This is a genomic window from Micromonospora sonneratiae (genome assembly GCF_042679305.1).
Taxonomy (GTDB): Bacteria; Actinomycetota; Actinomycetes; order Mycobacteriales; family Micromonosporaceae; genus Micromonospora_H; species Micromonospora_H sonneratiae.
In genome coordinates this window covers 68,965-95,451 of record NZ_JBHTMP010000026.1, presented here as the reverse complement: position 1 = coordinate 95,451, position 26,487 = coordinate 68,965, and the positions used below count along the sequence as shown (strand labels likewise).

Genomic DNA, 26,487 nt, shown 5'->3' with positions numbered 1-26,487 from the left:
AGGGCGCGGCACGGTGGACCGGCTCCGGGCCGGGGCCGACCTCGGGCCCGGCCCGGGTAGACCGGCTCCGCGCCGACCTCGGGCCCGGCAGGCGATGGCCGGGGTGGGCGGGTAGGCAACCGGGCCGGGAAAGAGCTACGGGGCGCCCCGGTGGTCCGGAGCGCCCCGTACGGCTCTTCAGCGGATTCAGCTCGTCGGGAACGCGAACGTACCGATGATGTTCAGGACGATCAGGATGAGACCGATTCCAGCGGCGACCGCGCCACAGATCAAACCGGCCATCGCCTGCCCCCGGTTGGAGGCCAGCCCCTGGTCCGCCTTCTGCTTACCGAGGAAGCCCGTGATCACCGCGGCGATACCGAGCAGGGTGCCGATGCCGAAGCAGCACAACAGCGGGATCGCCACGATACCGAGGATCATGGAGACCAGACCCAGGGTGTTCTCTTGCTGAGCCGGTGGCGCCGGGTAGCCCGGGACGGGCGCGCCGTAGCCGGGGGCCGCACCGTACGGCTGGCCGGAGGACGGCTGGCCGTACGGATCCGAGTACTGCGGCTGGCCGTACGGGTCCGAGTACTGCGGCTGGCCGTATGCCGGCTGACCCGAGGTGGGCTGACCGTACGGCTGACCGGACGTGGGCTGACCGTATGCCGGCTGGCCCGAGGTGGGTTGGCCGTACGGCTGCTGCGGCTGCGCGTACGGGTCCTGGGATGAAGGCTGCTGCTGGCCGTACGGGTCCTGGCCGGGGTAGCCGGGCTGCATGTGTGACTCCTGTCGGAACTAGGCGCGGTCAGACACTGCTTGAGGCAGCCGCCCCGATGATGACGAAGTAGATGATGCAGCAGATGATGTTGATCGCCCAGAGAACGAGGCCGATGATCAGGGCCATCTTCGACCACTTCTTGGACTCGGTGGCGGCTGCCTGCGCACCGGCGTAGTCCCCCTGCTGGAGCAGCGGGTTGACCTTGGACGCGTTCATGATGGCAGGGATGGCCAGCGGCCAGAACAGGAAGATCGCGACGATGGACATCGTCATGTTGTTGTCGATCTGCTGCGGCTGCTGAGAGGGGTAGCCGGGGTGCATGGTGGTGGACTCCTTGGAATGTCGTCTTTCGTGGCCAAAGGGTTACGGAGAGCGGCTATTCTTTTGGGCGGCCAATCCCCGAGCGTCCGGCAGCGTACCGAATGCGGGCGACACGAGGGGTGTTCTACGTTGGCAACTTGCCGACCACGCGCCACATCGGTGGGAAATTGTGATGGTTGCGGTGGAGGTGCCGTAAGGGCCGCCTGACCTGCCCGATAGGGTGCTGACGTGACTGAGCCCGTGCCGGCCGCCCGTATCGTCGTCCTAATTTCCGGATCTGGCAGCAACCTGCAAGCGCTACTCGACGCATGCGTCGACCCGGGTTACGGGGCACGGGTGGTCGCCGTCGGGGCGGACCGGGACGGCATAGCCGGCCTCGACCGGGCCACCGCTGCCGGCGTACCCGTCTTCGTCGACCCGCTCAGGTCGTACCCGTCGCGCGACGAGTGGGACCGGGCCCTCACCGCGCACGTCGCGGAACACCAGCCCGACCTGGTGGTCTCGGCCGGCTTCCTCAAACTGGTCGGCCCACAGTTCCTCGCCGCCTTCGGCGACCGCTACCTCAACACGCACAACACGTTGTTGCCCGCGTTCCCGGGCATCCACGGTCCCCGGGACGCCCTCGCCTACGGCGTCAAGCTCACCGGGGCCACCCTGTTCTTCGTCGACGCGGGGGTCGACACCGGCCCGATCGTGGCCCAGGTGGCCGTGCCCGTGCTCGACGACGACGACGAGGAAACCCTCACCGAACGCATCAAGGAAGCCGAGCGGCGTCAGTTGGTCGAGCAGATCGGCCGGCTGGTCCGCGAGGGTTGGACGATAACTGGAAGAAAGGTCACGATTCCGTGAGCGAGAGCGGCTCCGTAGTGGACGGTCGGCGCCCGGTGCGCCGCGCTCTGATCAGCGTCTACGACAAGACCGGCCTGACCGAGCTCGCCCAGGCGCTGCACGCCGCCGGAGTGGAGATCGTGTCGACCGGCAGCACCGCCGCCACCATCGAGAAGGCCGGCGTACCGGTCACGCCGGTCGAGGCCGTGACCGGCTTCCCCGAGTGCCTCGACGGCCGGGTGAAGACCCTGCACCCGAAGGTGCACGCCGGTCTGCTGGCCGACCTGCGGCTGGAGCGGCACGCCGCCCAACTCGACGAACTCGGCGTACGCCCGTTCGACCTGCTGGTCTCCAACCTCTACCCGTTCTCCGAGACGGTCGCCTCCGGGGCCGACTTCGACAGTTGCGTCGAACAGATCGACATTGGTGGTCCGGCGATGGTCCGCGCCGCCGCCAAGAACCACGCGTCGGTGGCGGTGGTCACCAGCGTGTTGGCGTACCCCCTGGTGTTGGCTGCCCTGGCCGACGGCGGTTTCACGCTGGCGCAGCGTCGCGCGCTCGCCGCCCGCGCCTTCGCCGACATCGCCGAGTACGACGTGGCCGTCGCCAACTGGTGTGCGGTGACGATGGGCGAGGAGGGCCAGGAGTGGCCCGGGTTCGCCGGGCTCGCCCTGCGTCCCACCGCGACGCTGCGGTACGGGGAGAACCCGCACCAGCAGGCGGCGCTCTATGTCGACCCCGGCACCCCGGCCGGGCTGGCCCAGGCCGAGCAGTTGCACGGCAAGGAGATGTCCTACAACAACTACGTCGACGCGGACGCGGCATGGCGGTCGGCGAACGACTTCGCCGAGGCGCCGGCGGTGGCGATCATCAAGCACGCCAACCCGTGTGGCATCGCGGTCGGCGTGGACGTCGCCGAGGCGCACCGTAAGGCGCACGCCTGCGACCCGGTGTCGGCGTTCGGTGGGGTCATCGCGGTCAACCGGCCGGTCTCCGTCGAGCTGGCCAAGCAGGTGGCCGAGATCTTCACCGAGGTCGTCGTCGCCCCCGACTATGCCGAGGGCGCGGTCGAGGTGCTGGCCGCGAAGAAGAACATCCGTCTGCTGCGTGCTCCGGCCTGGTCATCGCAGCCGGCCGAGTGGCGGCAGGTCAGCGGCGGCGTACTCGTGCAGATGGCCGACCGGGTGGACGCTCCCGGCGACGACCCGACCACCTGGCGGCTGGCGGCCGGCGAGGCGGCCGACGCGGAGACCCTGGCCGACCTGGCGTTCGCCTGGCGGGCCATCCGGGCGGTGAAGAGCAACGCGATTCTGCTGGCCGCGGACGGGGCAACCGTCGGGGTGGGAATGGGGCAGGTCAACCGGGTCGACGCGGCACACCTTGCGGTGTCCCGGGCGGGTGCGGAGCGGGCCCGGGGCGCGGTCGCGGCCTCCGACGCGTTCTTCCCGTTCGCGGACGGGTTGCAGGTCCTGATCGATGCGGGCGTACGGGCTGTCGTGCAGCCGGGCGGCTCGGTACGCGACGAGGAGGTCGTCGCCGCCGCGCAGGCTGCCGGAATCACGATGTACCTCACCGGCGCCCGCCACTTCTTCCACTGACCGTTCCGCCATGGGCTGCGCCCCGGTACCACGTACCGGGGCGCAGCTCATGGAGCGGCTCGTAGGGTCGGCATGGCCTGGCTGTTGCCCCGCGGATCGCCGGCAGCGGGTGTCCCCGGCCTCCGCCAGGATCCTCGTGATCAGGGGACTGGTGGTACGACTACACCGGCAAACCGCCGGTTCTGGTCCCTGATCACGGGAATCTTGGGGACGTGAGACGATTTGTGGTGTGACGGCGACCCTCTTGGACGGCAAAGCGACCGCAGCGGAGATCAAGGATGAGCTGCGGGTACGGGTGAAGGCACTCGCGGAGCGGGGGATCACCCCGGGACTGGGCACGGTACTGGTCGGCGAGGATCCCGGCTCCCAGGCGTACGTCAACGGCAAACACCGGGACTGCGCCGAGGTCGGTATCGCGTCGCTGCGACGGGAACTGCCTGCCGACGCTACGCAGGAGCAGGTGGATGCCGTCATCTCCGAGCTCAACGCCGACCCGGCCTGCCACGGCTACATCGTGCAACTGCCGCTGCCGGCCCAGATCGACACCCAACGGGTGCTGGAGCTGATCGACCCGGACAAGGACGCCGACGGCCTGCACCCGGTGAACCTCGGCCGGCTGGTGCTCGGCTACCCCGGGCCGCTGCCCTGCACCCCACGCGGCATCGTGGAACTGCTGCGGCGGCACGACGTGGCGCTGCGCGGGGCCGAGGTCGCGGTGGTCGGACGGGGTAACACGGTCGGTCGTCCGCTGGGCCTGCTGCTGACCCGGCGCAGCGAGAACGCCACGGTCACCCTCTGCCACACCGGCACGCTGGACCTGGCCGCGCACACCCGGCAGGCCGACATCGTGATCGTCGCCGCGGGCGTACCCGGCCTACTCACCGCCGACATGATCCGGCCGGGTGCGGTCGTGGTCGACGTGGGCATCACCCGGGTCATCGGTGCCGATGGCAAGGGGCGCTACACCGGTGACGTCGCGGCGGAGGTGGCCGAGGTGGCCGGGGCACTGGTGCCCATGCCGGGTGGCGTCGGGCCGATGACCCGGGCCATGCTGCTGACCAACGTGGTGGAGCGCGCTGAGCGGGACCTCTGACCGTTCTGGTGTCAGGAAGGGCCAGTTCCAAGGCCAGCGACACGAAGGGGCCCTTCCCTACCCCACGACCGAGCGGTGATCCGGCCAACGGTCACCGGCCCTGCCCAAAACGGTGACACCATGACTGATACGGTCCGGAAAACCCGACTGGTATCAGGGAGTGGGACGACCATGGGTAAAAAGGTCACTGTCGTCGGTGCAGGCTTCTACGGCTCGACGACCGCACAGCGCCTGGCCGAGTACGACGTCTTCGACACCGTGGTGATCACTGACATCGTTGAGGGCAAGCCCGAAGGGCTGGCGCTGGACATCAACCAGTCGCGGCCGATCGAGGGCTTCGAGACCAAGGTCGTCGGCCAGACCACCGGTCCCAACGGTGAGGGCTACGAGGCCATCGAAGGCTCGGACGTGGTCGTCATCACTGCTGGCCTGCCGCGTAAGCCGGGCATGAGCCGGATGGACCTGCTGGAGACCAACGCTAAGATCGTTCGACAGGTCTCCGAGAACGTCGCCAAGTACGCTCCGAGTGCGGTGGTCATCGTCGTCTCCAACCCGCTGGACGAGATGACCGCGATGGCGCAGCTGGCCACCCAGTTCCCGAAGAACCGGGTGCTCGGCCAGGCCGGCATGCTCGACACCGCCCGGTTCAGCAACTTCGTGGCCGAGGCGCTCTCGGTGCCGGTCGCCTCGGTCAAGACGCTGACCCTGGGTTCGCACGGCGACACCATGGTCCCGGTTCCGTCCAAGAGCACGGTCGACGGTAAGCCGCTGCGTGACGTCATGCCGGCCGACAAGATCGAGGAGCTGGTCGTCCGGACCCGCAACGGTGGTGCCGAGGTCGTCGCGCTGCTGAAGACCGGTTCGGCGTACTACGCCCCGTCCGCCGCCGCCGCCCGGATGGCCAAGGCCGTGGCGACCGACTCCGGCGACGTCCTGCCGGTCTGCGCCTGGGTCGACGGCGAGTACGGCATCTCCGGCGTCTACCTGGGCGTCGAGGCTGAGATCGGCGCTGAGGGCGTACGTCGGGTCGTCGAGACCGACCTGGACGCCGACGAGCTGGCCAGCCTGAAGGAGGCCGCCGAGGCGGTCCGCGCCAAGCAGGGCGACGTCGCCAACCTCTGACCCGTACGACGGACGCGGCCGACCGCGCGAGTCGACAGATCGCCCCGCCACCTACCTGAGGTGGCGGGGCGATCTGCGTTCCGGATCACACCGGGAAACTAAACTCTCTACGCTGTACTGTGTACAATGTAAGGGAATCGAGGCCGAGCGCCTCGGAGCTTCTCGACCGAGGGAGATCCTCTTGCAGATCACCGGTGCCGCCATCTCGCTGAACGTCGACGACGTGGCCGCCTCGGCCGCCTTCCTCAAGCAGCACTTCGAGTTCCGGGAGGAGATGGCCGCCGACGGGTTCGTGTCGCTGACCCGGGACGACCTGGGCCTCAATGTCATCTTCCTGCGTACCGGACTGGCCAGCCTGAAGCCGGACAGCCTGCGTGAGCAGCGGGCGTCCGGGCTCCTCCTGGTCTTCGTTGTGGAGGACATCGACGGTGAGTACGCACGCGTCCAGCGCGAGGGAGTGGAGATCACCACGCCGATCGAGACCGAGCCCTGGGGGGAGCGCTACTTCCAGGTGACCGACCCGAACGGTGTCGTCGTCCAGCTCGTGCAGTGGATGACCCAGCCGGACACCCAGGAGTAGGAAACGAGAACCGGTGGGAGGGCGGGAGGATGGGTGCCGATACGGCTGTCCTCGACCGCCCTCCCACCACGACACCGCTACGGCGTGGCGAGGGCCTCGGTGGGGGAGAGGCGGGCGGCGCGGATCGCCGGATACAGGCCGGCGATCGCGCCGATGAACAGGGTGGCCGCCACCCCACCGACCATCGCCCACCCGGGTACCACCGTCGGCATCGACCGGGTGCTGGCATACCCGGCCGTCACCAAGATGCCGACGGCCACGCCACCGATACCGCCGAGGGCGGAGAGCAGCAGCGACTCAGCCAGGAACTGGACCCGGATCTGGCCGCGAGTGGCACCGAGCGAGCGGCGCAACCCGATCTCCGGACGGCGTTCCAGCACCGAGATGACCATCGTGTTCGCCACCCCCACACCGCCCACGAGCAGGGCCACCGCCCCCAGCCCGAGTAGCAGGCCGGCGAAGGAGCGGTCGGCGGCCTGACGCGCGGTCAACGCGTCCGAGGGGCGGGACACCTTCACCTGGTTGGGTGCCTGTGGATTGGCGGTCGCGGCCAGGACGTTGCGTACCGCCTCGACGTCGGCGTCGTCGGCTCTCGTGTAGATGGTGGTGGCGTGGCCGTCGAAGTCCAGGTACGCCGTTGCGGCCGACCAGCCCACCAGGGCGGCCGAGTCGAGCTCGGGTGCCAGTGGTACCTGGTCGAGAATGCCCACCACCGTGAACCACCGGCCGCCGACGTAGACCTGGACATCCGCCCCGGCCGCCCCGATGCCCAACCGCCGGGCCGTGGCGTGACCGAGCACCACGGCCGGATACCGAGCGGTCGCCGCGTTCAGCCAGGTGCCGTGGGCCAGGGATGCGGCCACCGTGGCCGGCAGGTCGAGGTGTGCGGCCAGTACCGAGATCCCGCCGCTCTCCGCGGCGGGAATCCGGTCATTGCGATAGACGCGGGTCTCGGGCAGTTTGCCGGTTGCGGCGACCTCGGTCACCGGCCCGATCCGAGAGATCATCGAGACGGATGCGGCGGGTAGTGGGGCGTTCCCGCCGGACAGGGTGTTACCCGGTGCCACCGTCAACAGGTTGGTGCCGAGCGCAGCGAGTTGACGGTCCAGGTCGGCCCGACTGGACGTCGAGATCCCCACCACCGAGATCATCGCGGCGATGCCGATCGCGATGCCCAGGGCGGAGAGGAATGCCCGGAGCGGCCGGGTGCGTAGCCCGGCACCGCCGACCCGCAGCACGTCCCGGGGACGCAGTCGGGCCGACGAGAGATCCTGCGGGTTCGCCCTGACCGGCTGCGGCAGGTCGTCCGGAACGACCCGTGGTGGTGACTCGGTCACGAGACCACCTGCCCATCGCGCATCGAGATCTGGCGAGGCAGGCTCGCCGCGAGGTCCCGATCGTGGGTGATGACCAGCACCGTGGTGCCGCCCTCATGCAGCTCACGGAGTAGCTGCACCACCCCGGCCCCGGACGTGGAGTCGAGGTTTCCGGTCGGCTCGTCGGCCAACAACAGCGCCGGCTCGCCGGCCACCGCCCGGGCGATGGCCACCCGCTGTCGTTCGCCACCGGAGAGCTCGTGCGGTCGATGGTCGAGCCGGTTGCCGAGACCGACGCGGATCAGCGCGGCCTCCGCCCGTCGTCGGCGCTCCCGCATCGGTACGCCCGCGTAGAGCAACCCGTCCGCGACGGTGTCCAGCACCGGCTGCCCCGGCGTCAGGTGGAACTGCTGGAACACGAACCCGATCCGGCGGGCCCGCAGCGCGGAGAGCTGGCGGTCGGAGAGGGTCGCGACGTCGTGGCCGTCGATGCGTACCACCCCGGACGAGGGGCGGTCCAGCGTGCCGAGTAGATGCAGCATGGTGGACTTGCCCGAACCGGACGGACCCACGATGGCCACGAGTTCGCCGTACCTGATGGCGAGGGTGACCTCCCGCAGCGCGACGACCCCGCCGGGGTACGCCTTGCTTACCTCCGCCAACTCCACCACCGCGTTCACGCCGGCATCCCCACCGTCATGCCCTCGGTCAGGCCCGGGCCGGAGACCTCGACCCGACCACCAGCGAACAGTCCGGTCTGCACCGTGACGATCCGGGTCGCCGACTCCTCCACCACCTGTAGCCCGTATCCGCCTTCGGCCAGGGCGAGCAGCGCGGCCACCGGTACGGTCAGCACGTTCTCCCGCTGCGCGGCGGTGAAGCCCACCGTCACCGTTGCCTGGGCGAGGGTGGCCAGCACCTGCTGGTCGTCGACCGAGACGGTGACCAGCAGCGTCGTCTTCGTGGCGTTCTGCCCCTCGGCTGGTTTGATCGTCGTCAGGATTCGGGTGATCTTGCCGGATGTGGCCCTGCCATCGGGCAGGACCACCTCCACCTCGGCCCCCTTACGGGCCAGCCGCTGGTCCGACACTTCGAGTTCGACGGTGACCACCTGGGTCGTCCCGGTGTAGGCGAGTACCGCCGTACCCGGCTGGCCGGCGTCACCCACCGCAGCCGTCAGGCTGTCCACCCGCACCGCCCCGGTCGCGTAGCTGATCCGCCCCGGCTCCACCGTGCCGGTCTTCGGTAGGCCGAGGTCGCCCTGCCACTTTCGGACCGCGCTGGCGGTCGAGGCGGAGTACGTCTCGTCCACGGTGAATCCCCGGTAGCCCAACGCGTGGAGGTTCTTCTCGAACTGCTTGACGTCGGTGCCTTGTGCCCCGGTGGACAGGGTGCGGTAGGCCGGCATCGTGCCGTACAGCAGCACCACCGGCGTGTCGTCGACCCGGTAGAGAACCTGTCCACGACTGAGCGTCGCCCCGACGGCCGGTAGCGCCGTGACGGTCCCGGGGAGCCGGCCGTACAACTTCGTCGTGTCGCCGTAACCCAACTCGCCGCTCTCGGTCTGCGTCTCGACGAGGGTCTGCCGGGTCACCTGGGCGGTAGCGGGAGGGAGACTGCTGCGCGCCGGATCGCCGTCCCCGCTGCCGGGCCAGCCGAACCCCGTGGTCACCGCGACGGCGGCACCGATGGCGGCCACGGCTGCCGCCACGGACACCACCCGCCCCCTCCGTCGCCATCGTCCTCTGGTGGTGCCGGTCATCCGTTGCTCCGGTCCAGTGAGCCCGGGGGCGGTGGCGGCATGTGCTTGTTACATGCCTGCTCGGCGGCCTTGACCTTCGGGTCTTCGGGGTTCACCACGTTGTTGTCGATCTGTAGGCCCTGGTCGGTCGGATCGGGGAAGTTGAGTACGCCGTTCTCCCGCATGCACTTGGCATAGCGCCGTAGCTGCTCCAGCACCTGTGGGTCCGCCTTTCTCGGCTCACCCCCGTTGGGCTGGTACTGCTTGCACTTCTCCTCGGCCGCCTTGACCTTCGCCGGGTCCGCCCCTTCCGGCAGGCTCAGGGAGATGTCCCCGTTCTCCTTGAGCTCCGGGTCAGGGAAGTTCGGCACCCCGTTCTCCCGTACGCACTGCGAGAACTTGAGGGCGTTCTCCCGCTCGTTCTCGGGGCCGGTCCCGGCCTTTGCGCCAGTGTTGGCATCGGCACTGGCCCTGCCACCGGCGGTGGCCACCCCGTCGCCGTCGTCGTTGCCGCCGCAGCCCGCCACCGCCAGGGTCAGCAGCAGGCCGAGCACGAGCGCTCTCCTGATACGCATCGATCGTCTCCTCACCGGCCGGGTGCCTCCCGGCCGTACCCCCCCATTAGCGGTGATGACGTGTTTCCTGGCCGTCATCGAAAACCTTGACGCCGAAGTGACGTGACCGTCCGTCACCATGGGGGGATGCGGATACTGGTGGTCGAGGACGAACCGCTGCTGGCCGACACGGTGGCCCGGTGGCTGCGGGGTGACGCGCACGCGGTCGACGTGGTGCACGACGGGGGTGCGGCCCTGGAGCGGATCGGCGTCAACGACTACGACGTGGTGGTGCTCGACCGCGACCTGCCGGTCGTGCCCGGCGACCGGGTCTGTAGGGAGATCGTCGAGACCGGCTCGTCAACCCGGGTGCTGATGTTGACCGCCGCCGCCGACATCGACGACCGGGTCGCCGGGCTGGCCCTGGGCGCGGACGACTACCTGCCCAAGCCGTTCGCGTTCCGGGAGTTGGCCGCCCGGGTGGTGGCCCTGGGCCGGCGAGCCCGACCGGCCACGCCGCCGGTCCTGCACCGCGCCGGTATCCGGCTCGACCCGCACCGCCGCGAGGTGCACCGGGACGGCCGGTACGTGCCACTGTCCCGTAAGGAGTTCGCGGTCCTCACCGAGTTGCTGCGCGCCGACGGTGCCGCGGTCTCCGCCGAGCAGCTGCTGGAGAAGGCGTGGGACGAACACGCTGACCCGTTCACCCACGCGGTACGGATGACGATCCTCAAACTGCGCCGCAAGCTCGGTGACCCGCCGATCGTGGTGACCGAGCCGGGAGTGGGGTACCGGATTCCGTGAAGAACCTCAGAATCCCCCGGCTGACCATCCGCGCCCGGCTGACGCTCGTCTACGGCGGGCTTTTCCTGATCGCAGGCCTGTTGCTGCTCGGGGTGACCTACGTGCTCGTTTCCCAACAACTACGCACCGGTGAGGTCTCGTTCAACAACGACACGACCACTTCCAGCACCGGTCAGCCGGTTCCGCCACCCGTCAACGCCAGTGCCACCCTATCGGTCCAAAGTCAGACGATTATGCGTGAGGCCCAGAATGACGCGCTCGAGACCATGCTCACCCAGGGTGGGGTCTCGCTGGCCGTGGTCGGTACCGCCGCGGTCGCCTTCGGCTGGCTGATCGCCGGCCGGATGCTCCAACCGCTGCACCGGGTGACCGAGACCGCCCGGCGGATCGCCGCCGCCCCGGCGGCCGACCGGAATCTGAACGAACGCATCGCGCTGGACGGACCGCACGACGAGATCAAGGAGTTGGCTGACACCTTCGACGTCATGCTCGAACGGCTCGACCACTCGTTCGACGGCCAACGCCGGTTCATCGCCAACGCCTCGCACGAGCTGCGTACCCCGCTCACCGTCAATCGGGCACTGCTGGAGATCGCGGTGGAGCGTACGGCGGTGTCGCCAGAGGTACGCCAGCTCGGCGAGACCCTGCTTGCGGTCAACGCTCGCCACGAACGTCTGATCGACGGGCTGCTGCTGTTGGTCAGCTCCGAACGCGAGATCGTCGAAAGATCGTATGTGGACCTCGCGGACATCGTGGAGCACGTGGTGGCGCAGGTGTCCGAGGGGCCGGTCACGGTCTGCGCCGAGCCCGGTGAGGCACCGACCACCGGGGATTCGGTTCTCCTCGAACGGCTGGTGCAGAACCTCGTGGAGAACGGGCTGCGACACAACCTCCCCGAGGAGGGCTGGGTGCGGGTCACCAGCGACACCCGCCCGGACGGTACGGCGGTGCTGGTCGTGAGCAACACCGGGCCGATCATCCCCCGGTACGAGGTCCCGAAGCTCTTCGAGCCGTTCCGACGGCTTGCCGACCGGGTCTACACCGCGCCCGGCGCGGGCCTGGGGTTGTCTATCGTCCAGGCAGTGGCCCGGGCCCACGGCGGGGACGTATGCGCTGAGCCCCGTAACGGGGGCGGCCTGGTCGTCACGGTCACCCTGCCCGCAGCGACCTGACCCACGGCTCCCGTACCGCGGAACGGGGCGCCTGGCGAACCAGGTGCCCCGTTCCTGCTGTTGCTGGTTCTGGTCAACGCAACCGGTACGCGTGGATGATCGTCTGCTGCACGGAGTCACCCTTGCTGTCAACGGCCGTGCCGCGTAGCGATACGTATCCCTGCTTCGGGTGTACCAGCCACGCCACGCCATTGACGACCGGCGCCTTCTTCCAGGTCTCGCCGTCGTCGTAGGAGACCTCGACGGTCAACGACTTGACCCTGGCATCGGGCGAACTCGGGTTCCGCCCCACCGACACCGGCACGCCGAAAGGCCTGTACGCCGGCGCGGTGTTGGCCTGGTCGAGCCTTGGCGAGAACCGGATGACCTGGATGGGGAGCTGTCCTTCCTTTCCGTCGTGTTGGAAGGTCCACGTCCCGGTCACCTTCGTCGACATGTCCGAGAGGCTGCGTTGTGCCGACGCCGTGACCCGGTACCTGCCGGCCACCGGCGGTCCCTCGACGACACACCTCGGCCGGACCGTATCGCAGACCTTCTGACCGTCCCGGTAGATGGCCGTCCGCGTCTCGTCGGTTCGCGAGTTACCCGCTGTCCCCGCCGCCGTGCCGAAGAGCGGAACCTGGAACCTCAGCCGGTCCGCGTACTGCGTCGCGTGGGAGCCCAGCTCTGTCGGGCCGGGCAACGACGGACCGAACACGGCGCCACCGTTCCACGTCTCGTCGTACCTGGTGCCGGCTTGGTAGACCTGCCAGGGGCGGGACTGCTCCGCCTCCATGTCGTCCTGGGTGCCCTGCACCAGCGCCTGCCACCAGGCCACACCCTCGGTGCTGTACAACTCCTCCTGAGAGCCGGGCAGGCTGACGGGGAAGATCGGGAATCCCAGTCCGGCCCAGGGCGCGTCAACCGGGTTCGGACCCGCGCCCTTCTCACCCGAGGTGCCCTTGCCCTGGGGCAGCAGGGTTGTCCTGACCTTGGCGAGGTCCGCGTCCCGGACCTTTCGTTCGCCAGTGGACATCTTGCCGGCCGTGAACCAGCCCAGGTGGTAGACGTACGGCGAGTTCGCGAACTCCCGCTCGCCCTGCCCGCGTACCGCGAAGATGGCGCGCTGCGCGGACACGAACCTGTCCTTCGGTCCGTCCGGACCGATCTGGCCGGTCCGCGTGTTCGTGAAGTCGGTGGTGTCGATGAAGGCTTGGGAGATCGCGCCGTTGGCGGCCCGCGAGCTGTAGCCCAGGGTGCCCACCGCCAGCTCCGCATCGGCCCGTTCGACCGTCACCGGTGATGCCTTCGTGACCCGGGCATCGAGCGTGACGGTCTGGTCGGAGCGCAGCTCCAACCAGGGTCGTACCAGGAAGTCGACATCGTTGCGGTTCGGGTCCGTGCCGGTGTTGATGGCGGCGTCGAGGACGTAGTCGCCCTTGGGGACGCGGAGAACGACGCTCCCACTCAGTCCCCAGGCCTGCTTCAGCGGTCCATCCACATAGCCGCTCAGCCCGATCGCGAAGTCCTTCGCGGGCTGGCCGCTCCGGTCGATGGTGTTGATCGTGAGGTCGTAACTCTCCGGCTCACGGACCACCCCGATGGGCGTGTTGACGACGGTGTCACCCGACGTCGCGCTCACCCGGCCGGTGTATTCCCCGTCCGGCCCGTCGCCACTGGTGTCGGCGGAGACACGGACAACCGCGCTGCCGTGGGCCGGAACGGTGACCGTCGGGGCCGACAGTCGGAAAACGTCGGCGGGCTTCTTGTCCGGTCCCGTCGCCGACACCTTCAGGGCCAGCGTGACGTCCTGGTCGCTGGTGTTCTGATAGATCAGGTCACGGTCGACGACCTTGTCGTCGGCGTGCGGCCAACTGGTGAGCCCGAAGCTGAGACTGGACGGGCTGGTGAGCACCTGCTGCTTGATCGCCTGGCTGAGGTCCACCCGGCCGGCACCCTGCGCGAACGCGTTCGCGCCCGGGGTGGGCTTGGCGGACCCCATCAGCGCTGACTTGACCTGTGCGGGTGTCCAGTCCGGGTGCTGTTGGAAGAGCAACGCCGCGGCACCGGTCACATGCGGAGCGGCCATCGAGGTGCCGGACCCTGCCGCTCGCGGCTCGCCCGGCTCACCGACCTGGCCATCTTTCGACGAGGCCGCGACGATGCCAACACCCGGTGCGGTGATGTCCGGCTTGAGGGCGTAGTCGCCGCTCCGTGGGCCGCGACTGGTGAACAGCGGGAGGTTGTCGTCGCGATCCACGGCACCCACGGCCAGCGCGGCGTCGGCACTCGCCGGTGAGGTCAGGGTTTTCGCCCCAGCGGCGCCGTTGTTGCCGGCACCGGAGACGAACAGGGTGCCGTACTGGGCGGTGAGCCGGTTTACCGCCTCCTCCTGTAGGTCGACTCCCGCGAAGTCCGGGCCACCGAAGCTCATGTTGACGACCTTCGCGTGCTTCTCGGCCGCGATCCACTCCATCGCCGCGAGGATCGCCGACTCCGGGCAGCCGCCGCGTTGGTTGCAGACCTTGCCGACCACCAGGGACGCGTCCGGTGCGACCCCGCGATACTTCTGGTCTCCCGAGGCGATCGTGGCCGAGACGTGGGTGCCGTGCCCGACCAGGTCCTTCTCGCCTTCGCCGGTGAAGTCCTTGACCTCGGCGACCTTGCCCGCGAGGTCGGGATGGGTCACGTCCACGCCACTGTCGAGCACCCCGACAGTGACGCCCTTGCCGGTGTACCCCGCCTTCCAGGCCACCGGGGCGCCGATCTGCGGAACGCTGCGGTCCTGGGACAGCTTCATCATGCCGTCCAGCCAGATCCGCTTCGCGCCGTTGCCCAACGTCGTACGCCAGAAGGCGGGATCGTCCTTGCGGACCCGCAGTGCCTGGCCAGCGACCGCACCCAGCTTCTTGGTCGACATGGTGCCGGAAACCGCACCCTGCACGATCAGCGGCAGGTCGCCGCGCTTGTCGTCGCCGTATCCCTGGTCGATCAGCCCTGCGACGTCGAACAGCCGGGGATCCAGTTTGCCGGACGCAACCTCGGCGACGGCATCAAGCGGTACGACATAGAGTTGGTCGCCATTGCGCCTGGTGGAGAACCGCACCTTCTCGCGTCCCTTGCCTGGGACGATGCGTGAGACCCCACGGTCGCCGACGTAGACGCGGTCACCGGTGAGCAGGGTCACCACCTTGTCGCCCGGAGCTTCTCCGGCCAATGGACTACCGGCGGACCCGGTGGCGGGCATCGGGGAGATCCCCAGCCCGAGCCCCAGCCCCGCCAGCGCGAACGCAGTCGCGCAGAGCTTTATCGATCTTATTGAGCCCACGTAACACCTTCCCTGAGAGTTGGATGGGTGAGCTCGAACAGATTTAGTCCGTCGGAGGTTTCCTGGGCGTCATCGAAAGCGCCCATTGGCGGAGTCATCCAGCCGGATGTCAGTGGCCGCCACCTCTGCAGTACGCTCGTACTGCTTGACCATGTCCCGTGAGAGGAGCGCCGGCCGATGGCGAAGATCAAGGTAACCAACCCGGTCGTAGAACTCGACGGCGACGAGATGACCCGGATCATCTGGAAGCAGATCCGAGAGCAGCTGATCCTGCCCTACCTCGACGTCGACCTGCACTACTACGACCTGTCGATCCAGCACCGTGACGCCACCGACGACCAGGTGACGATCGACGCTGCCAACGCCATCAAGCAGCACGGCGTCGGTGTCAAGTGCGCCACCATCACCCCGGACGAGGCCCGCGTCGAGGAGTTCGGCCTCAAGAAGATGTGGCGCTCGCCCAACGGCACCATCCGTAACATCCTCGGTGGCGTCGTCTTCCGCGAGCCGATCATCATGTCCAACGTCCCGCGCCTGGTGCCGGGCTGGACCAAGCCGATCATCATCGGCCGGCACGCGCACGGCGACCAGTACAAGGCGACCGACTTCGTGGTCCCCGGTCCGGGCACCGTGACCATCACCTACACCCCGGCCGACGGCAGCGCCCCGGTCGAGATGGAGGTCGCGAACTTCCCCGGCGGCGGCGTCGCGATGGGCATGTACAACTTCGACGAGTCGATCCGCGACTTCGCCCGCGCCTCGCTGCGCTACGGCCTGGACCGGGGCTACCCGGTCTACCTGTCGACCAAGAACACCATCCTCAAGGCGTACGACGGCCGGTTCAAGGACATCTTCGCCGAGGTGTTCGAGACCGAGTTCAAGGCCGAGTTCGAGGCCGCCGGCATCACCTACGAGCACCGGCTGATCGACGACATGGTGGCCGCCGCGCTCAAGTGGGAGGGCGGCTTCGTCTGGGCCTGCAAGAACTACGACGGTGACGTGCAGTCCGACACCGTCGCGCAGGGCTTCGGCTCGCTCGGCCTGATGACCTCGGTGCTGATGACCCCGGACGGCCGTACGGTCGAGGCCGAGGCGGCGCACGGCACGGTCACCCGGCACTACCGGCAGTGGCAGAAGGGCGAGAAGACCTCCACCAACCCGATCGCCTCGATCTACGCCTGGACCCGGGGCCTGGCCCACCGGGGCAAGCTCGACGGCACCCCGGCGGTGACCGAGTTCGCCAACACCCTGGAGCAGGTCATCGTCGAGACCGTCGAGGGCGGGCAGATGACCAAGGACCTGGCGCTGCTCATCTCGCGCGATGCTCCGTGGCTCTCCACCGACGAGTTCATGGCCGCGCTCGACGCCAACCTGGCGAAGAAGCTCGCCGCCTGATCGTCGATCAGCAGACAGCCCGCCGGCCGCTGTGCCGGCGGGCTGTTCCGTTGGCGCTCCGGCCCGCCCGCCCGCACGTCGTTCCGGCCAGGTCAGGACCGATCGGCCAGCCGGCCGTCACCATCCGTTGCGCCCACTCGTTCAACAGGTTGGACGTGATGCCAGTCGCGTCCGAGGGAGAACGATCGCTCAAGGCCGCCCGGACCGTGGCGCTGGCCGGTCGATCGATCTTCCCGGCTGTTGCGCACAGCCGGCCGTCCCTTCCCAGCGGGGGGCCCAGTCCGGGCCCCCCGCGCCCACGTCCCCGACCGGCGCGGTCCTCCGGCTGCCACAGCGGCCAGGGCGGTGTGGAGCGGTCCCGTCCGGGTTGTTGCCCTAGCCGGCCCGCCGAAGCAGCTCTGCGGCCCGCTCAGGTGGTACGTCGTTGATGAAGACACCCATCGCCGACTCCGAGCCGGCGAGGTACTTCAGCCGGTCGGCGGCCCGCCGGATGCTGAACAGTTGCAGATGAAGATGGCCCAGTTCCCGGTCGACGTCACGTACGGGCGCCTGGTGCCAGGCCGAGACGTACGGCATCGGCTGGTCGAACAACGCGTCGAACCGGCGTAGCAGGTCCAGGTAGATCGGCCCGAACGCGTCCCGTTCCGCCTCGTCCAGCGCCGGGATGTCAGGCACCGGCCGGTGCGGTGCGAGGTGCACCTCGAACGGCCAACGTGCGGCGGCCGGCACGTACGCGGTCCAGTGGGCGTTGGCCGCCACCACCCGTACCCCGGCCTCCCGCTCGTCAGCCAGCACATCGGCGTAGAGGTTGCGTCCACCGGTGCGCTCGGCATGCCGGCGGGCGGCGGCCAGCATCGCCCGGGTCCGGGGTGGCAGGAACGGGTACGCGTAGATCTGCCCGTGCGGGTGGTGCAGGGTGACCCCGATCTCCACCCCCCGGTTCTCGAAACAGAAGACCTGCTCGACACGGGGCAACTCGCCCAGCTCGACGGTACGGTCAGCCAGCGCGTCGAGCACGGTACGGACCCGGCCGGGCGACAGCGTCGAGAAGGACGCCCCGTGGTCGGCGGTGAAGCAGACCACCTCGCACCGGCCACCGCCACCATCACCCCGGTCACTCAACGCCGGGAACCGGTTCTCGAAGACGGCGACGTCGTAGTCGTACGCCGGTATCTCGGTCGACCGGTCCGGCGTGGACGGGCACAGCGGGCAGTCGGTCTCCGCGGGCAGGAAGGTGCGTTCCTGCCGGTGCGCGGCGACCGCCACCCACTCGTCCACCAGTGCGTCGTAACGCAGCTGCGATCCGGGCGGCGGGGGCGGCAGGACCCGCCGGTCCGGCCCCTCCCGGACCGCGTCGTCACGTTCGTCGAAATAGATCAGCTGGCGCCCATCGGCCAGCTCGGTGACGGTACGTTTCATGAGCTTTCAGATGTCGCAGTCGCCGGTCAGGCCGGCTGTAGCCGGGGCTCGACCCAGCCGGTCTCGGTCAGGTGGTGCAACACCGTCTGGACCGCATCCTCGATGGTCAGCTCGCTGGTGTCCAACACCAGGTCGGCGTCGGTCGGCACCTCGTACGGGTCGTCGACACCGGTCATTCCGACGAGCTGGCCGGCCCGGGCCCGGGCGTAGAGGCCCTTACGGTCGCGCTGCTCGCACACCTCGATCGGGGTGGCGACGTGGATCAGGAGGAAGCCGGCTCCAGCCGTCCGGGCCATTGCCCGGGCATCCGCCCGCGCCTGGGCGTACGGCGCGATCGGGCAGCACAGCGCCACCCCCCGGTGCCGGGCCACCTCGGCGGCCACCCAACCGATCCGGCGTACGTTGAGGTCCCGGTCGGCCTTGCCGAAGCCGAGGCCGGCGGAGAGTTCCCGGCGCACCACGTCCCCGTCGAGTAGGGTCACGGTCCGGTCGCCGCTCTCCCGTAACGCGTCGGCCAGCCCCCGGGCGATGGTGGACTTACCGGACCCGGACAGTCCGGTGAAGAAGACCACCAGCCCCCGGTGCCGCCGGGGTGGCCGGGCCCGGGTCAGCTCCTTGGCCACGGCCGGCGGGGTGTGCCATTCGGGCAGCGGGAATCCCCGGTCGAGCAGATCCTCGATCTCCGCCGGGCTCAGCGCCAGCCGCCGGTTGCGGGGCGGGATGTCCTCCCGCCAGCGCCACTGCCCGTCCCGGCTGTCGTAGGCGAGCTCGCGGGGCACCAGCACCCGCAGGCCACCACCGGAGAGCATGTCACCGGTGGAGAGCAGGTGGGTCACCCCGTACGAGGCGGCGACCCGGGCCCGGAGCAGGGCGTCACGGATCTCGTCGCCCCGGCGGGCGATCGGTACGGCGACCAGGGTGGCCGGTGGCATCCGGTCCCGGGCGGCGAACACGCTGCGGACGAGCACCTCGGGGGGCAACCCCTCGGATCCGCTCTCGGCGACCGGGATCAGGACGAGCAGATGGGCACCGATGGTCCGGGCGGCGTGGGCGATCTGCGCCAGCTGTGGACGGTGCAACGGCCGCTCGGCGATGACCCCGAGCACCCGGCCCGGGGGCAGCAGCGCCCTGACCTCGGCCGGGGTACGACGTAGTCGCTGGAACGGGCCGTGCCCGCCGTCGCCGATCCGGCGTACGGTGCCGCCGACCCCGGCCATGCCGTCACGGGCCGGCCAGGCGTCGGTGACGTCCAGCATCGCCACCGGGGCGCCCTCGGGGTCGGCCAGCACGATCGCCCGACGCAGCGGATTGCCGAGGTCGAGATCCTCGACCAGGCCCGCCGGCACGTGCAGGGTCACCGGCACCGGCCACGACGTGCCGTCGGCCAGTCGACCGCGTCGAGCGACCGAGGCCAGATCGGCCCGGGTGAGGAAGCCGGTCAGCGGCGCGTACGCCCCGCTGAGCAGCAGCTCAAGGTCGGCCAGTTCGTGGGGGCGCGGCGTGTACGCCGGCGCGTCCCGCAGCACGTCATCGGGCAGCACCCACCCGTTGCTCATCGCACCCCCAAACAACCGACCGGCACACAGTTTCGCAGCCGCTCGCCCATCGGTCGAGAGCGCCACTCCACCCTAGGACCGTGGACGGCCACCAGCGGCCGGGTTTTCCGCCGGTACGACCTAGTCCCAACGGTCTGTCGGACACAACGTTACGGACCCGTCGACGGCGTCCCGGGCGTCGGCGGTGTCCGCTCGGCGACAGACGGCGTCCGGAGCGGTCGCCAGCGTCGCCTACGTGGCGGACGACGTCCGGCGGCGGCCGACCGGTGGCGTCCCCTAGTGGTGGCGGGACAGGGAATGATCAGGGGTGAGCCAGGGATTTCGTGCACCCCGAGAAGCCGCTACGTTCCATAGGCTGAGGCGGTGACACTGATCGCGACCCAGTCGCTCACCAAGACGTACGGCGGGCGGGTGACCGCACTGGCCGACCTGACGGTCGCCGTCGAGCCGGGCATCGTCGGACTGGTCGGCGCCAACGGCGCGGGCAAGTCCACCTTCATCAAGATCATGCTCGGTCTGCTCGATCCGACCAGCGGCCAGGTACGGGTGTTGGGACTCGACCCGACGACCGATGCGGCTGCGGTTCGTGCCCGGGTCGGCTACATGCCGGAACACGACTGCCTGCCGCCCGACCTGTCCGCCGCCGAGTTCGTCACCCACCTCGGCCGGATCAGCGGACTGCCCCGGACCATCGCCCGGGAACGGGCCTCCGAGGCGTTGCGCCACGTCGGGCTCTACGAGGAGCGCTACCGGCAGATCGGCGGCTACTCCACCGGCATGAAGCAGCGGGTCAAGCTGGCCCAGGCGCTGGTGCACGATCCCGACCTGCTGTTGCTGGACGAGCCGACCAACGGTCTCGACCCGGCCGGGCGGGACGCCATGCTGGCCCTGATCCACCGGATCGGCACCGAGTTCGGCATCTCGGTCCTGGTCTGCTCCCATCTGCTCGGCGAGGTCGAACGGATCTGCGACGCGCTGGTCGCCATCGACGGCGGCCGGCTGCTGCGCTCGGACCACATCTCCGCGATGACCGAGGCCACCGACGTACTCGCCGTCGAGGTCAGCGAGGGCACCGAGGAACTCGCCGCCCGGCTGACCGCCCTGGACCTGCCGGTCCGGCGGGAGGGCCGCCTGCTGCTCGTACCGTTGGCGTCCGATGGGACGTACGACCTGATCCTGACCGCGGTGGCCGAGTTGGACCTGCCGCTCCACCGTCTCGACCAGCGCCGGCACCGCGTGGCCGAGCTCTTCGCCACCAGGGAGGCCGTCAGTGCCCACGCTTGAGACCCGGACCACCACGCCCGGCGGGGTGATCCACGACATCGGCTACCAGCGGTACGACGGGCCCCGGCTCGGCCGACGGTACGTCGTCGGCTCCCTCTACCTGCACGGTCTGCGTACCGCCTTCGGCCTGGGCCGTAGCGCCAAGGCCAAGATCTTCCCGTGGCTGATCGTCGGCATCGTGACGGTGGTCGCCGCCGTCCTCACCGCCGTCCGGGCCCAGTTCGGCGAAGTGGTCATGACCTACGCCCAGTTCGCCGGGTCGATGAGCTGGCTGCTGATCTTCTTCGTCGCGGTGCTGGCCCCCGAACTGGTCTCCCGGGACCTGCACAGCGGCGTGCTTCCGCTCTACTTCTCCCGGCCGCTGCGCCGCTCCGACTATGCGCTGGCCAAGCTCGCCGCGCTGGCCTCGGCGGTGTGGCTGCTGCTCGGTGGCCCGCAACTGCTGATGTTCGCCGGGGGAGCCTTCACCACCAAGACCGGTATGCGTGGCGTGTGGGACGAGTTCCTCGACCTCGTACCCGGTCTGCTCTATGCCGGGATGTGGGCGGTGGTGTTCGCCACGATCAGCCTGCTGGTGGCGTCGCTGACCGGCAAGCGGGCGTTCGCCGCCGGTGGCATCGTCGCCGTCTTCCTGATGACCACGCCGATCGTCGGCGTGCTGTCGGTGATGCCGTCGCGGATCGTCAACGAGCTGGCCTTCCTGGCCTCCCCGACCACCCTGGTACAGAGCGCGGGCGGCTGGCTGTTCCCCGAGCCCGGACTGGCGATGACCATCGGTGGCACCGGTCCGGTCTACGGCGTGGCCCTGATCGTGCTGGTGGCCGCCTGCGTCGCCCTGCTGCTCGCCCGTTACCGGAAGGTCGCCGCCAAATGACTGACGTGGAACTGAGCGGGGTCTCCCGCTGGTACGGCAACGTGGTCGCCGTCAACGACGTGACCATGAGCCTCGGTGCCGGGGTGACCGGGCTGCTCGGCCCCAACGGAGCCGGCAAGACCACCCTGCTGCACATGATGGCCGGCTTCCTGGCCCCCTCCCGGGGCAGTGTCACCGTCGGCGGCACCCCGGCCTGGCGTAACCCGGCCGTCTACCGTCAACTCGGGCTGGTCAGCGAACGGGAGGCGGTGCACACCTTCCTCACCGCGTACGAGTTCGTGCTGGCCAGCGCGAAGCTGCACCGGCTGCCCGATCCGGCCGCGGCGGCGAAGCGGGCCATCGAACTGGTGGAGATGACCGACGCCCAGGACCGTCGGATCGGGACCTACTCCAAGGGGATGCGGCAGCGTACCCGGGTCGCGGCGGCGCTGGTGCACGATCCGGAGGTGCTGCTGCTCGACGAGCCGTTCAACGGCATGGACCCCCGACAGCGGCTGCACATGATGGACCTGCTGCACCGGCTCGGTGCGCAGGGCCGGACGATTCTGTTCAGCTCGCACATCCTGGAGGAGGTCGAGCAGGTCTCCGGCACCGTGCAGGTGATCGTGGCGGGTCGGCTGGCCGCGTCGGGCGACTTCCGTACGATCCGACGGCTGATGACCAACCGGCCGCACGTCTTCGCGGTGCAGTCGACCGACGACCGGCGGTTGGCGGTGGCGTTGATCGGCGAGCCGTCCGTGACCGGGGTGGAGATCGACCGGAGCGGCCTGACCGTACGTGCCGGTGACTACGGCAGCTTCACCCGCGCCCTGCCCAAGATCGCGTTGGCGTCGGGCATCCGGGTACGCCGGCTGCTGCCCTCGGACGAGTCCCTGGAGAGCGTGTTCTCCTACCTGGTGGAGGCCTGAGGCCGTGCGCGCGAGGAGCGAGCGTTCCGGGGCGGTTCGCGTGGGACGCGACCGAGCCGGAATGCGAGAAGAGCCGGTTCTGCGAGCCCCACAGTCGCAAACGAAGGAGTAATCATGTCGACGGTTTCGTGGATCACCGCACGCGGGCTGTTCGGCCGTCGCCGGTTCCTGATGCTGCTACCCCTGCCCGCCCTGCTGATCGCCCTGGCCGTGACGGCCCGCTCCTTCGGTGTCGACCCCGGCGAGTGGGGCCCGCCGGTGCTGCTGGGCCTCGGGCTGGCCGTCGTACTGCCGGTCGTCGCGCTGGTCGTCGGCACCGGCGTGCTCGGGTCCGAGATCGACGACGGCACGATCGTGCACATCCTGACCAAACCGCTGCCACGCTGGCAGATTGTGCTGCCCAAGCTGCTCGTGGCAACCGGGGTGACCGCGTTGACCACCGCCGTCCCGCTGTACGTCGCCGGGGTGCTGGCCGAGTCGGTACGGTTCGGGCTCGGGCTGGCGGCAGCGGGTACGGTCGGCGCGCTGGCGTACTCGGCGTTGTTCGTGGCGCTCAGCCTGGTCACCCGGCGACCGGTCCTGCTCGGCCTGGTCTACGTGCTGATCTGGGAGGGGCTGCTGGGCAACGTAGTCAGCGGCACCCAGGTGCTCTCCATCCAGCAGTACGTGGTGGCGCTGGCCGACCGGATCGCGCCGACCACCCTGATCAGCACCACCGTGTCGACGCCGGTCGCGATCGTGATGACCGTCGTGTTCTCGGTCGGCTTCACCGTGCTGGCCATCAACCGGCTGCGCTCGTTCAGCGTCGCCGGCGAAACCAGCTGATCTGCTGTCGGAACGGGCCCCTTCCTGTCGCTTTCCGACTTGGAAGGGGCCCGTCCCGACACCTGAAGTGCCGGGGTCAGCCGGTGTTGCGCATACCGGCGGCGATCCCGTTGACCGTGGTCAGCAGCGCCCGCTCCAACGCCGTACCGTCGCCGGGTGCCCGCCGTCCGCCGGGCGCCGTGGCTACCGCCCGGCCCGCCGCCCCGGAGTCGCGGTACTGCCGCAGCAGCGCCACCTGTAGGTGGTGCAACGGCTCCAGGTAGGTGTCCCGGACGGCGAGGGTCCGCTGCAACACCGGCGAGTTCTCCAGCAACGCGGGCGAGGCGGTGACCGCCAGCACCTCGCTCTTGGTGCGCTCGTACTCCTCCTCGATCTTTTCGAAGATCGGGTGCAGTGGCTTCGGCACCAGCGTCTGTACGTACCGGCGGGCGATGTTCAGGTCGGTCTTGGTCAGCATCATCTCGACGTTCGACAGGAACGTGCCGAAGAAGTGCCAGTTGCGGTGCATCTCCGCCAGCACGTCCGACAGGCCGGCCTCCCGGGCGGCGGCCAGCCCGGTACCGACCCCGAACCAGCCGGGCACGATCTGCCGGGTCTGGGTCCAGCCGAAGACCCACGGGATGGCCCGCAGGCCGCTCAGCCCGGCCCCGGTGTTGGGACGTTTCGCCGGCCGGGAGCCGATGTTGAGCGCGCCCAGCAACTCGGTCGGGGTGGACGCCCAGAAGTAGGCCGGCAGGTCCGGATTCTCGACCAGGGACCGGTACTGACGGAAGGCCGCGTCGGAGACCAGTTCCATGGTCTCGTTCCAGCGTTCCAGCATCTCGGCCGGCTGGCGCGGGGTGGTGTGCAGCAGGGCACTCTGCAACACGGCGGCCAGGGTCAGTTCGAGGTTCTCCCGGGCCAGCGACGGCAGGGTGTACTTGTCGGAGATGACCTCACCCTGCTCGGTCACCTTGATCGCGCCGTCCAGCGTCCCGTACGGCTGGGCCAGGATCGCCTCGTGCGTGGGTCCACCACCCCGGCCGACCGTACCGCCGCGACCGTGGAACAACCGCAGCCGTACGCCGTGCCGGGCGGCCACGTCCCGCAGCGCCCGCTGCGCCTTGTGGATGGACCACTGGCTCGTGGTGATCCCGGCCTCCTTGTTGGAGTCGGAGTAGCCGAGCATCACCTCCTGCACGTGTCCCCGGGCGGCGACGATCGCCCGGTACGCCGGCATGGAGAGCAGTTCGTCGAGGAGTTCACCGCCGGCGTTCAGCTCGGCCGGGGTCTCCAGCAGCGGCACGAAGCCGATCCGCGCCCGGCCGCTGTGCACGTCGATCAGCCCGGCCTCCCGGGCCAGCACCACGGCGGCCAGTACGTCGTCGGCGCCCATCGTCATCGAGATGATGTACGACTCGATCACCTCGACGCCGAACCGTTCCTGCACCTCGCGGATCGTGCCGAAGACGTTGAACGTCTTGCGGGCCGCCTCGGTCAACGGCGTGTCGACGGTGGACAGCGGGCGACGTCCGGCCAACTCCTCGGCCAGCAGCTTGGTCCGCTCGCCCCGGGGCATCGTGCTGTAGTCGGTCACCTCGCCGACCTGGGAGTAGAACTGGGCGAGCACCCCGTGGTGTGCCTCGGCGTGTTCGCGTACGTCCATGGTCGCCAGGTGCAGCCCGAAGGCGGAGACCGTACGGATGGCCGTGGCCAGGCGGCCGATGGCGGTCAGCTGGCCGGAGTTGCGGGCCAGTGATGCGCGCATCAGCTCCAGGTCGGCGATGAGTTCCGCCGAGCCCCGGTAGTCCCGGCCCGGCACGTGCGGGGTGCCCCGGCTCAGCCGTAGCCGGGTGTTGGCCAGTTTGGCCTTGATGCAGCGCGCCTTGAGCCGGTACGGCTCCTCGGCGTTGGTCCGCCGGAACCGGGCCGACACCTCGGGCAGCGCGTCGAGGTCGGTGGCGAGGCTGGCCGACAGGTCCAGGGAGACCGCCCGTAGCCGCCGGGAGACCGAGACCTCGCTGATCAGCCCCTCCAGGGCCGCCTCGGTCGCCTGGATGCCGTGCTCGTACTGGATGAGAAGGACGTCCCGGGTCACCAGCGGGGTGACGAACGGGTTGCCGTCCCGGTCACCGCCGATCCAGGTGCCGAAGGTCAGCGGCCGGGCGGTGGGGGAGGTCTCCACCCCGAGACCGCGCAGCGTGTCGGCCAGGTCGTCGAGCACCTGGGGGGTGGCGGCGGCGTACAGGTCCCGCAGGTAGTAGATCGCGTTGCGGGCCTCGTCGGTCGGGTCGGGCCGGTCCAGGCGCAACTCGTCGGTCTGCCACAGCAGGTCGAGCAGTTCGGCCAGGCGCCGGTTGGTGGGGCCCTCGTCGCTGGCGCCGTAGAGCACGGCGTTGGCCGTCTCGGCGTCGAGTTCGTCGGCGACCGCCCGCAGCTTCGACAGGATCGACCGGCGGGCCGCCTCGGTCGGGTGGGCGGTGAAGACCGGCCGTACGGCCAGCCGCCGGGCCGCTGCCGCGATCTCCTCGGCGGGCACGCCCCGTTCGGCGATCAGCTTGGCTGCCTGGTCGAGCCAGCCGCCCTGGGTCGCGCGCTGCCGGCGCAGGTCCCGGGCCCGGTGCACCTGCTCGGTGATGTTGGCCAGGTGGAAGTAGGTGGAGAAGGCCCGGGCCAGCTTCGTACCGGTGGTGACGTCCATCCCGGCCAGCCGGGTCGCGGCGGCCTCGGCGTCGGAGCGGACCAGCGCGCGGATCTCTTCGACGAGATCGAGCAGCGGCGGGCCCTCCTGGCGGGCCAGGGTCTGTCCGAGAAGGGTGCCGAGGCGGCGGATGTCGGCCCGGAGTGCGGCGTCGGGGCCACTGGATTCATGGAGGTCGGTCACGGTGCGCTCCTTAACCGAAGTGTGAAGGACAGCGCTGTCCCGACTGGCTGGATCGTATCGGCGTGGACCGGGGGGTAAGGAAGGGCCCCTCGGTTACTGCTTTCGCAGCAGGGTCCTTCCGGTCGCCCCGGCCATGCTCGTCGGCCGGTTTCGGTCCCCCGTCCGAC

At 69.7% G+C, this 26,487-nt stretch carries 22 protein-coding genes; 12 read left to right on the top strand and 10 right to left on the bottom strand.

All coding sequences use genetic code 11. From position 1 onward, the window contains the following. Positions 1-186 precede the first annotated feature (186 nt). Both ACFQ4H_RS18250 and ACFQ4H_RS18245 read right to left on the bottom strand, forming a co-directional pair. On the bottom strand, positions 187-759 hold the full coding sequence (locus tag ACFQ4H_RS18250; RefSeq protein WP_377572180.1) for a DUF4190 domain-containing protein: 573 nt from the start codon (positions 757-759) through the stop codon (positions 187-189). 28 nt (positions 760-787) lie between these two features. Further along, the gene (locus tag ACFQ4H_RS18245) at positions 788-1,081 is read right to left on the bottom strand and encodes a CD225/dispanin family protein (protein WP_377572179.1); all 294 of its coding nucleotides are present in this window, start codon (positions 1,079-1,081) and stop codon (positions 788-790) included. A gap of 228 nt (positions 1,082-1,309) precedes the next feature. Between ACFQ4H_RS18245 and purN the strand changes: the two genes are divergently transcribed. From purN to ACFQ4H_RS18220, 5 genes are all read left to right on the top strand, one after another. Then, positions 1,310-1,930: a phosphoribosylglycinamide formyltransferase gene (gene purN, locus ACFQ4H_RS18240; RefSeq protein ID WP_377572178.1), complete on the top strand. Its 621-nt coding sequence runs from the start codon at positions 1,310-1,312 to the stop codon at positions 1,928-1,930. Continuing rightward, positions 1,927-3,507 (top strand): bifunctional phosphoribosylaminoimidazolecarboxamide formyltransferase/IMP cyclohydrolase, encoded by a 1,581-nt coding sequence (gene purH, locus ACFQ4H_RS18235; protein WP_377572177.1) that lies wholly within the window; start codon positions 1,927-1,929, stop codon positions 3,505-3,507. The genes purN and purH overlap by 4 nt, the downstream gene beginning before the upstream one ends. A gap of 229 nt (positions 3,508-3,736) precedes the next feature. Continuing rightward, positions 3,737-4,600 (top strand): bifunctional methylenetetrahydrofolate dehydrogenase/methenyltetrahydrofolate cyclohydrolase, encoded by an 864-nt coding sequence (locus tag ACFQ4H_RS18230; protein ID WP_377572176.1) that lies wholly within the window; start codon positions 3,737-3,739, stop codon positions 4,598-4,600. A 171-nt stretch (positions 4,601-4,771) separates the two neighbouring features. Beyond that, positions 4,772-5,722 carry a malate dehydrogenase gene (gene mdh / locus ACFQ4H_RS18225; protein ID WP_377572175.1) on the top strand — a complete coding sequence of 317 codons (951 nt, stop codon included), beginning with the start codon at positions 4,772-4,774 and terminating at the stop codon, positions 5,720-5,722. 181 nt (positions 5,723-5,903) lie between these two features. Beyond that, positions 5,904-6,302: a VOC family protein gene (locus ACFQ4H_RS18220; RefSeq protein WP_377572174.1), complete on the top strand. Its 399-nt coding sequence runs from the start codon at positions 5,904-5,906 to the stop codon at positions 6,300-6,302. Between the two features lie 77 nt (positions 6,303-6,379). On the opposite strand, the gene ACFQ4H_RS18215 is transcribed toward ACFQ4H_RS18220, so the two are convergent. Genes ACFQ4H_RS18215 through ACFQ4H_RS18200 form a run of 4 tightly spaced genes read right to left on the bottom strand, consistent with a single transcriptional unit; the run spans position 6,380 to position 9,934 of the window. Beyond that, complete coding sequence (locus ACFQ4H_RS18215) at positions 6,380-7,603, bottom strand: ABC transporter permease (RefSeq protein ID WP_377572191.1); 1,224 nt, start codon at positions 7,601-7,603, stop codon at positions 6,380-6,382. 32 nt (positions 7,604-7,635) lie between these two features. Beyond that, positions 7,636-8,289, bottom strand: coding sequence for an ABC transporter ATP-binding protein (locus ACFQ4H_RS18210; RefSeq protein WP_377572190.1), 654 nt, complete (start codon positions 8,287-8,289; stop codon positions 7,636-7,638). A 5-nt stretch (positions 8,290-8,294) separates the two neighbouring features. Continuing rightward, positions 8,295-9,329: an efflux RND transporter periplasmic adaptor subunit gene (locus ACFQ4H_RS18205; protein ID WP_377572173.1), complete on the bottom strand. Its 1,035-nt coding sequence runs from the start codon at positions 9,327-9,329 to the stop codon at positions 8,295-8,297. Between the two features lie 47 nt (positions 9,330-9,376). After that, positions 9,377-9,934 (bottom strand): hypothetical protein, encoded by a 558-nt coding sequence (locus ACFQ4H_RS18200; RefSeq protein WP_377572172.1) that lies wholly within the window; start codon positions 9,932-9,934, stop codon positions 9,377-9,379. Between the two features lie 126 nt (positions 9,935-10,060). Between ACFQ4H_RS18200 and ACFQ4H_RS18195 the strand changes: the two genes are divergently transcribed. Then, positions 10,061-10,717 (top strand): response regulator transcription factor, encoded by a 657-nt coding sequence (locus tag ACFQ4H_RS18195; RefSeq protein ID WP_377572171.1) that lies wholly within the window; start codon positions 10,061-10,063, stop codon positions 10,715-10,717. 11 nt (positions 10,718-10,728) lie between these two features. Beyond that, on the top strand, positions 10,729-11,889 hold the full coding sequence (locus ACFQ4H_RS18190; RefSeq protein ID WP_377572189.1) for a sensor histidine kinase: 1,161 nt from the start codon (positions 10,729-10,731) through the stop codon (positions 11,887-11,889). 73 nt (positions 11,890-11,962) lie between these two features. On the opposite strand, the gene ACFQ4H_RS18185 is transcribed toward ACFQ4H_RS18190, so the two are convergent. Continuing rightward, entirely contained in the window at positions 11,963-15,196 is a 3,234-nt protein-coding gene (locus tag ACFQ4H_RS18185; RefSeq protein WP_377572170.1) for a S8 family serine peptidase, read from the bottom strand. Positions 15,197-15,373: 177 nt separating this feature from the next. On the opposite strand from ACFQ4H_RS18185, the gene ACFQ4H_RS18180 reads away from it, so the two are divergent. Next, entirely contained in the window at positions 15,374-16,591 is a 1,218-nt protein-coding gene (locus ACFQ4H_RS18180; protein WP_377572169.1) for an NADP-dependent isocitrate dehydrogenase, read from the top strand. Positions 16,592-16,966: 375 nt separating this feature from the next. On the opposite strand, the gene galT is transcribed toward ACFQ4H_RS18180, so the two are convergent. Together galT and cysC are read right to left on the bottom strand one after the other, a co-directional pair. Continuing rightward, a complete protein-coding gene (gene galT / locus ACFQ4H_RS18175) occupies positions 16,967-18,010 on the bottom strand; it encodes a galactose-1-phosphate uridylyltransferase (RefSeq protein ID WP_377572168.1) in 1,044 nt (347 codons plus the stop codon). 26 nt (positions 18,011-18,036) lie between these two features. Then, positions 18,037-19,566, bottom strand: coding sequence for an adenylyl-sulfate kinase (gene cysC, locus ACFQ4H_RS18170; protein ID WP_377572167.1), 1,530 nt, complete (start codon positions 19,564-19,566; stop codon positions 18,037-18,039). Positions 19,567-19,929: 363 nt separating this feature from the next. On the opposite strand from cysC, the gene ACFQ4H_RS18165 reads away from it, so the two are divergent. The 4 genes from ACFQ4H_RS18165 to ACFQ4H_RS18150 all read left to right on the top strand — a co-directional run bounded on the left by ACFQ4H_RS18165 (position 19,930) and on the right by ACFQ4H_RS18150 (position 23,457). Continuing rightward, positions 19,930-20,850, top strand: coding sequence for an ABC transporter ATP-binding protein (locus tag ACFQ4H_RS18165; RefSeq protein ID WP_377572166.1), 921 nt, complete (start codon positions 19,930-19,932; stop codon positions 20,848-20,850). Then, entirely contained in the window at positions 20,837-21,724 is an 888-nt protein-coding gene (locus tag ACFQ4H_RS18160) for an ABC transporter permease (RefSeq protein ID WP_377572165.1), read from the top strand. Before ACFQ4H_RS18165 ends, ACFQ4H_RS18160 begins: the two co-directional genes overlap by 14 nt. Next, a complete protein-coding gene (locus ACFQ4H_RS18155; RefSeq protein WP_377572164.1) occupies positions 21,721-22,632 on the top strand; it encodes an ABC transporter ATP-binding protein in 912 nt (303 codons plus the stop codon). Before ACFQ4H_RS18160 ends, ACFQ4H_RS18155 begins: the two co-directional genes overlap by 4 nt. 114 nt (positions 22,633-22,746) lie before the next feature. Continuing rightward, complete coding sequence (locus ACFQ4H_RS18150) at positions 22,747-23,457, top strand: ABC transporter permease (protein WP_377572163.1); 711 nt, start codon at positions 22,747-22,749, stop codon at positions 23,455-23,457. Between the two features lie 76 nt (positions 23,458-23,533). On the opposite strand, the gene ppc is transcribed toward ACFQ4H_RS18150, so the two are convergent. Beyond that, a complete protein-coding gene (gene ppc, locus ACFQ4H_RS18145; protein ID WP_377572162.1) occupies positions 23,534-26,320 on the bottom strand; it encodes a phosphoenolpyruvate carboxylase in 2,787 nt (928 codons plus the stop codon). Between the last annotated feature and the right edge of the window lie 167 nt (positions 26,321-26,487).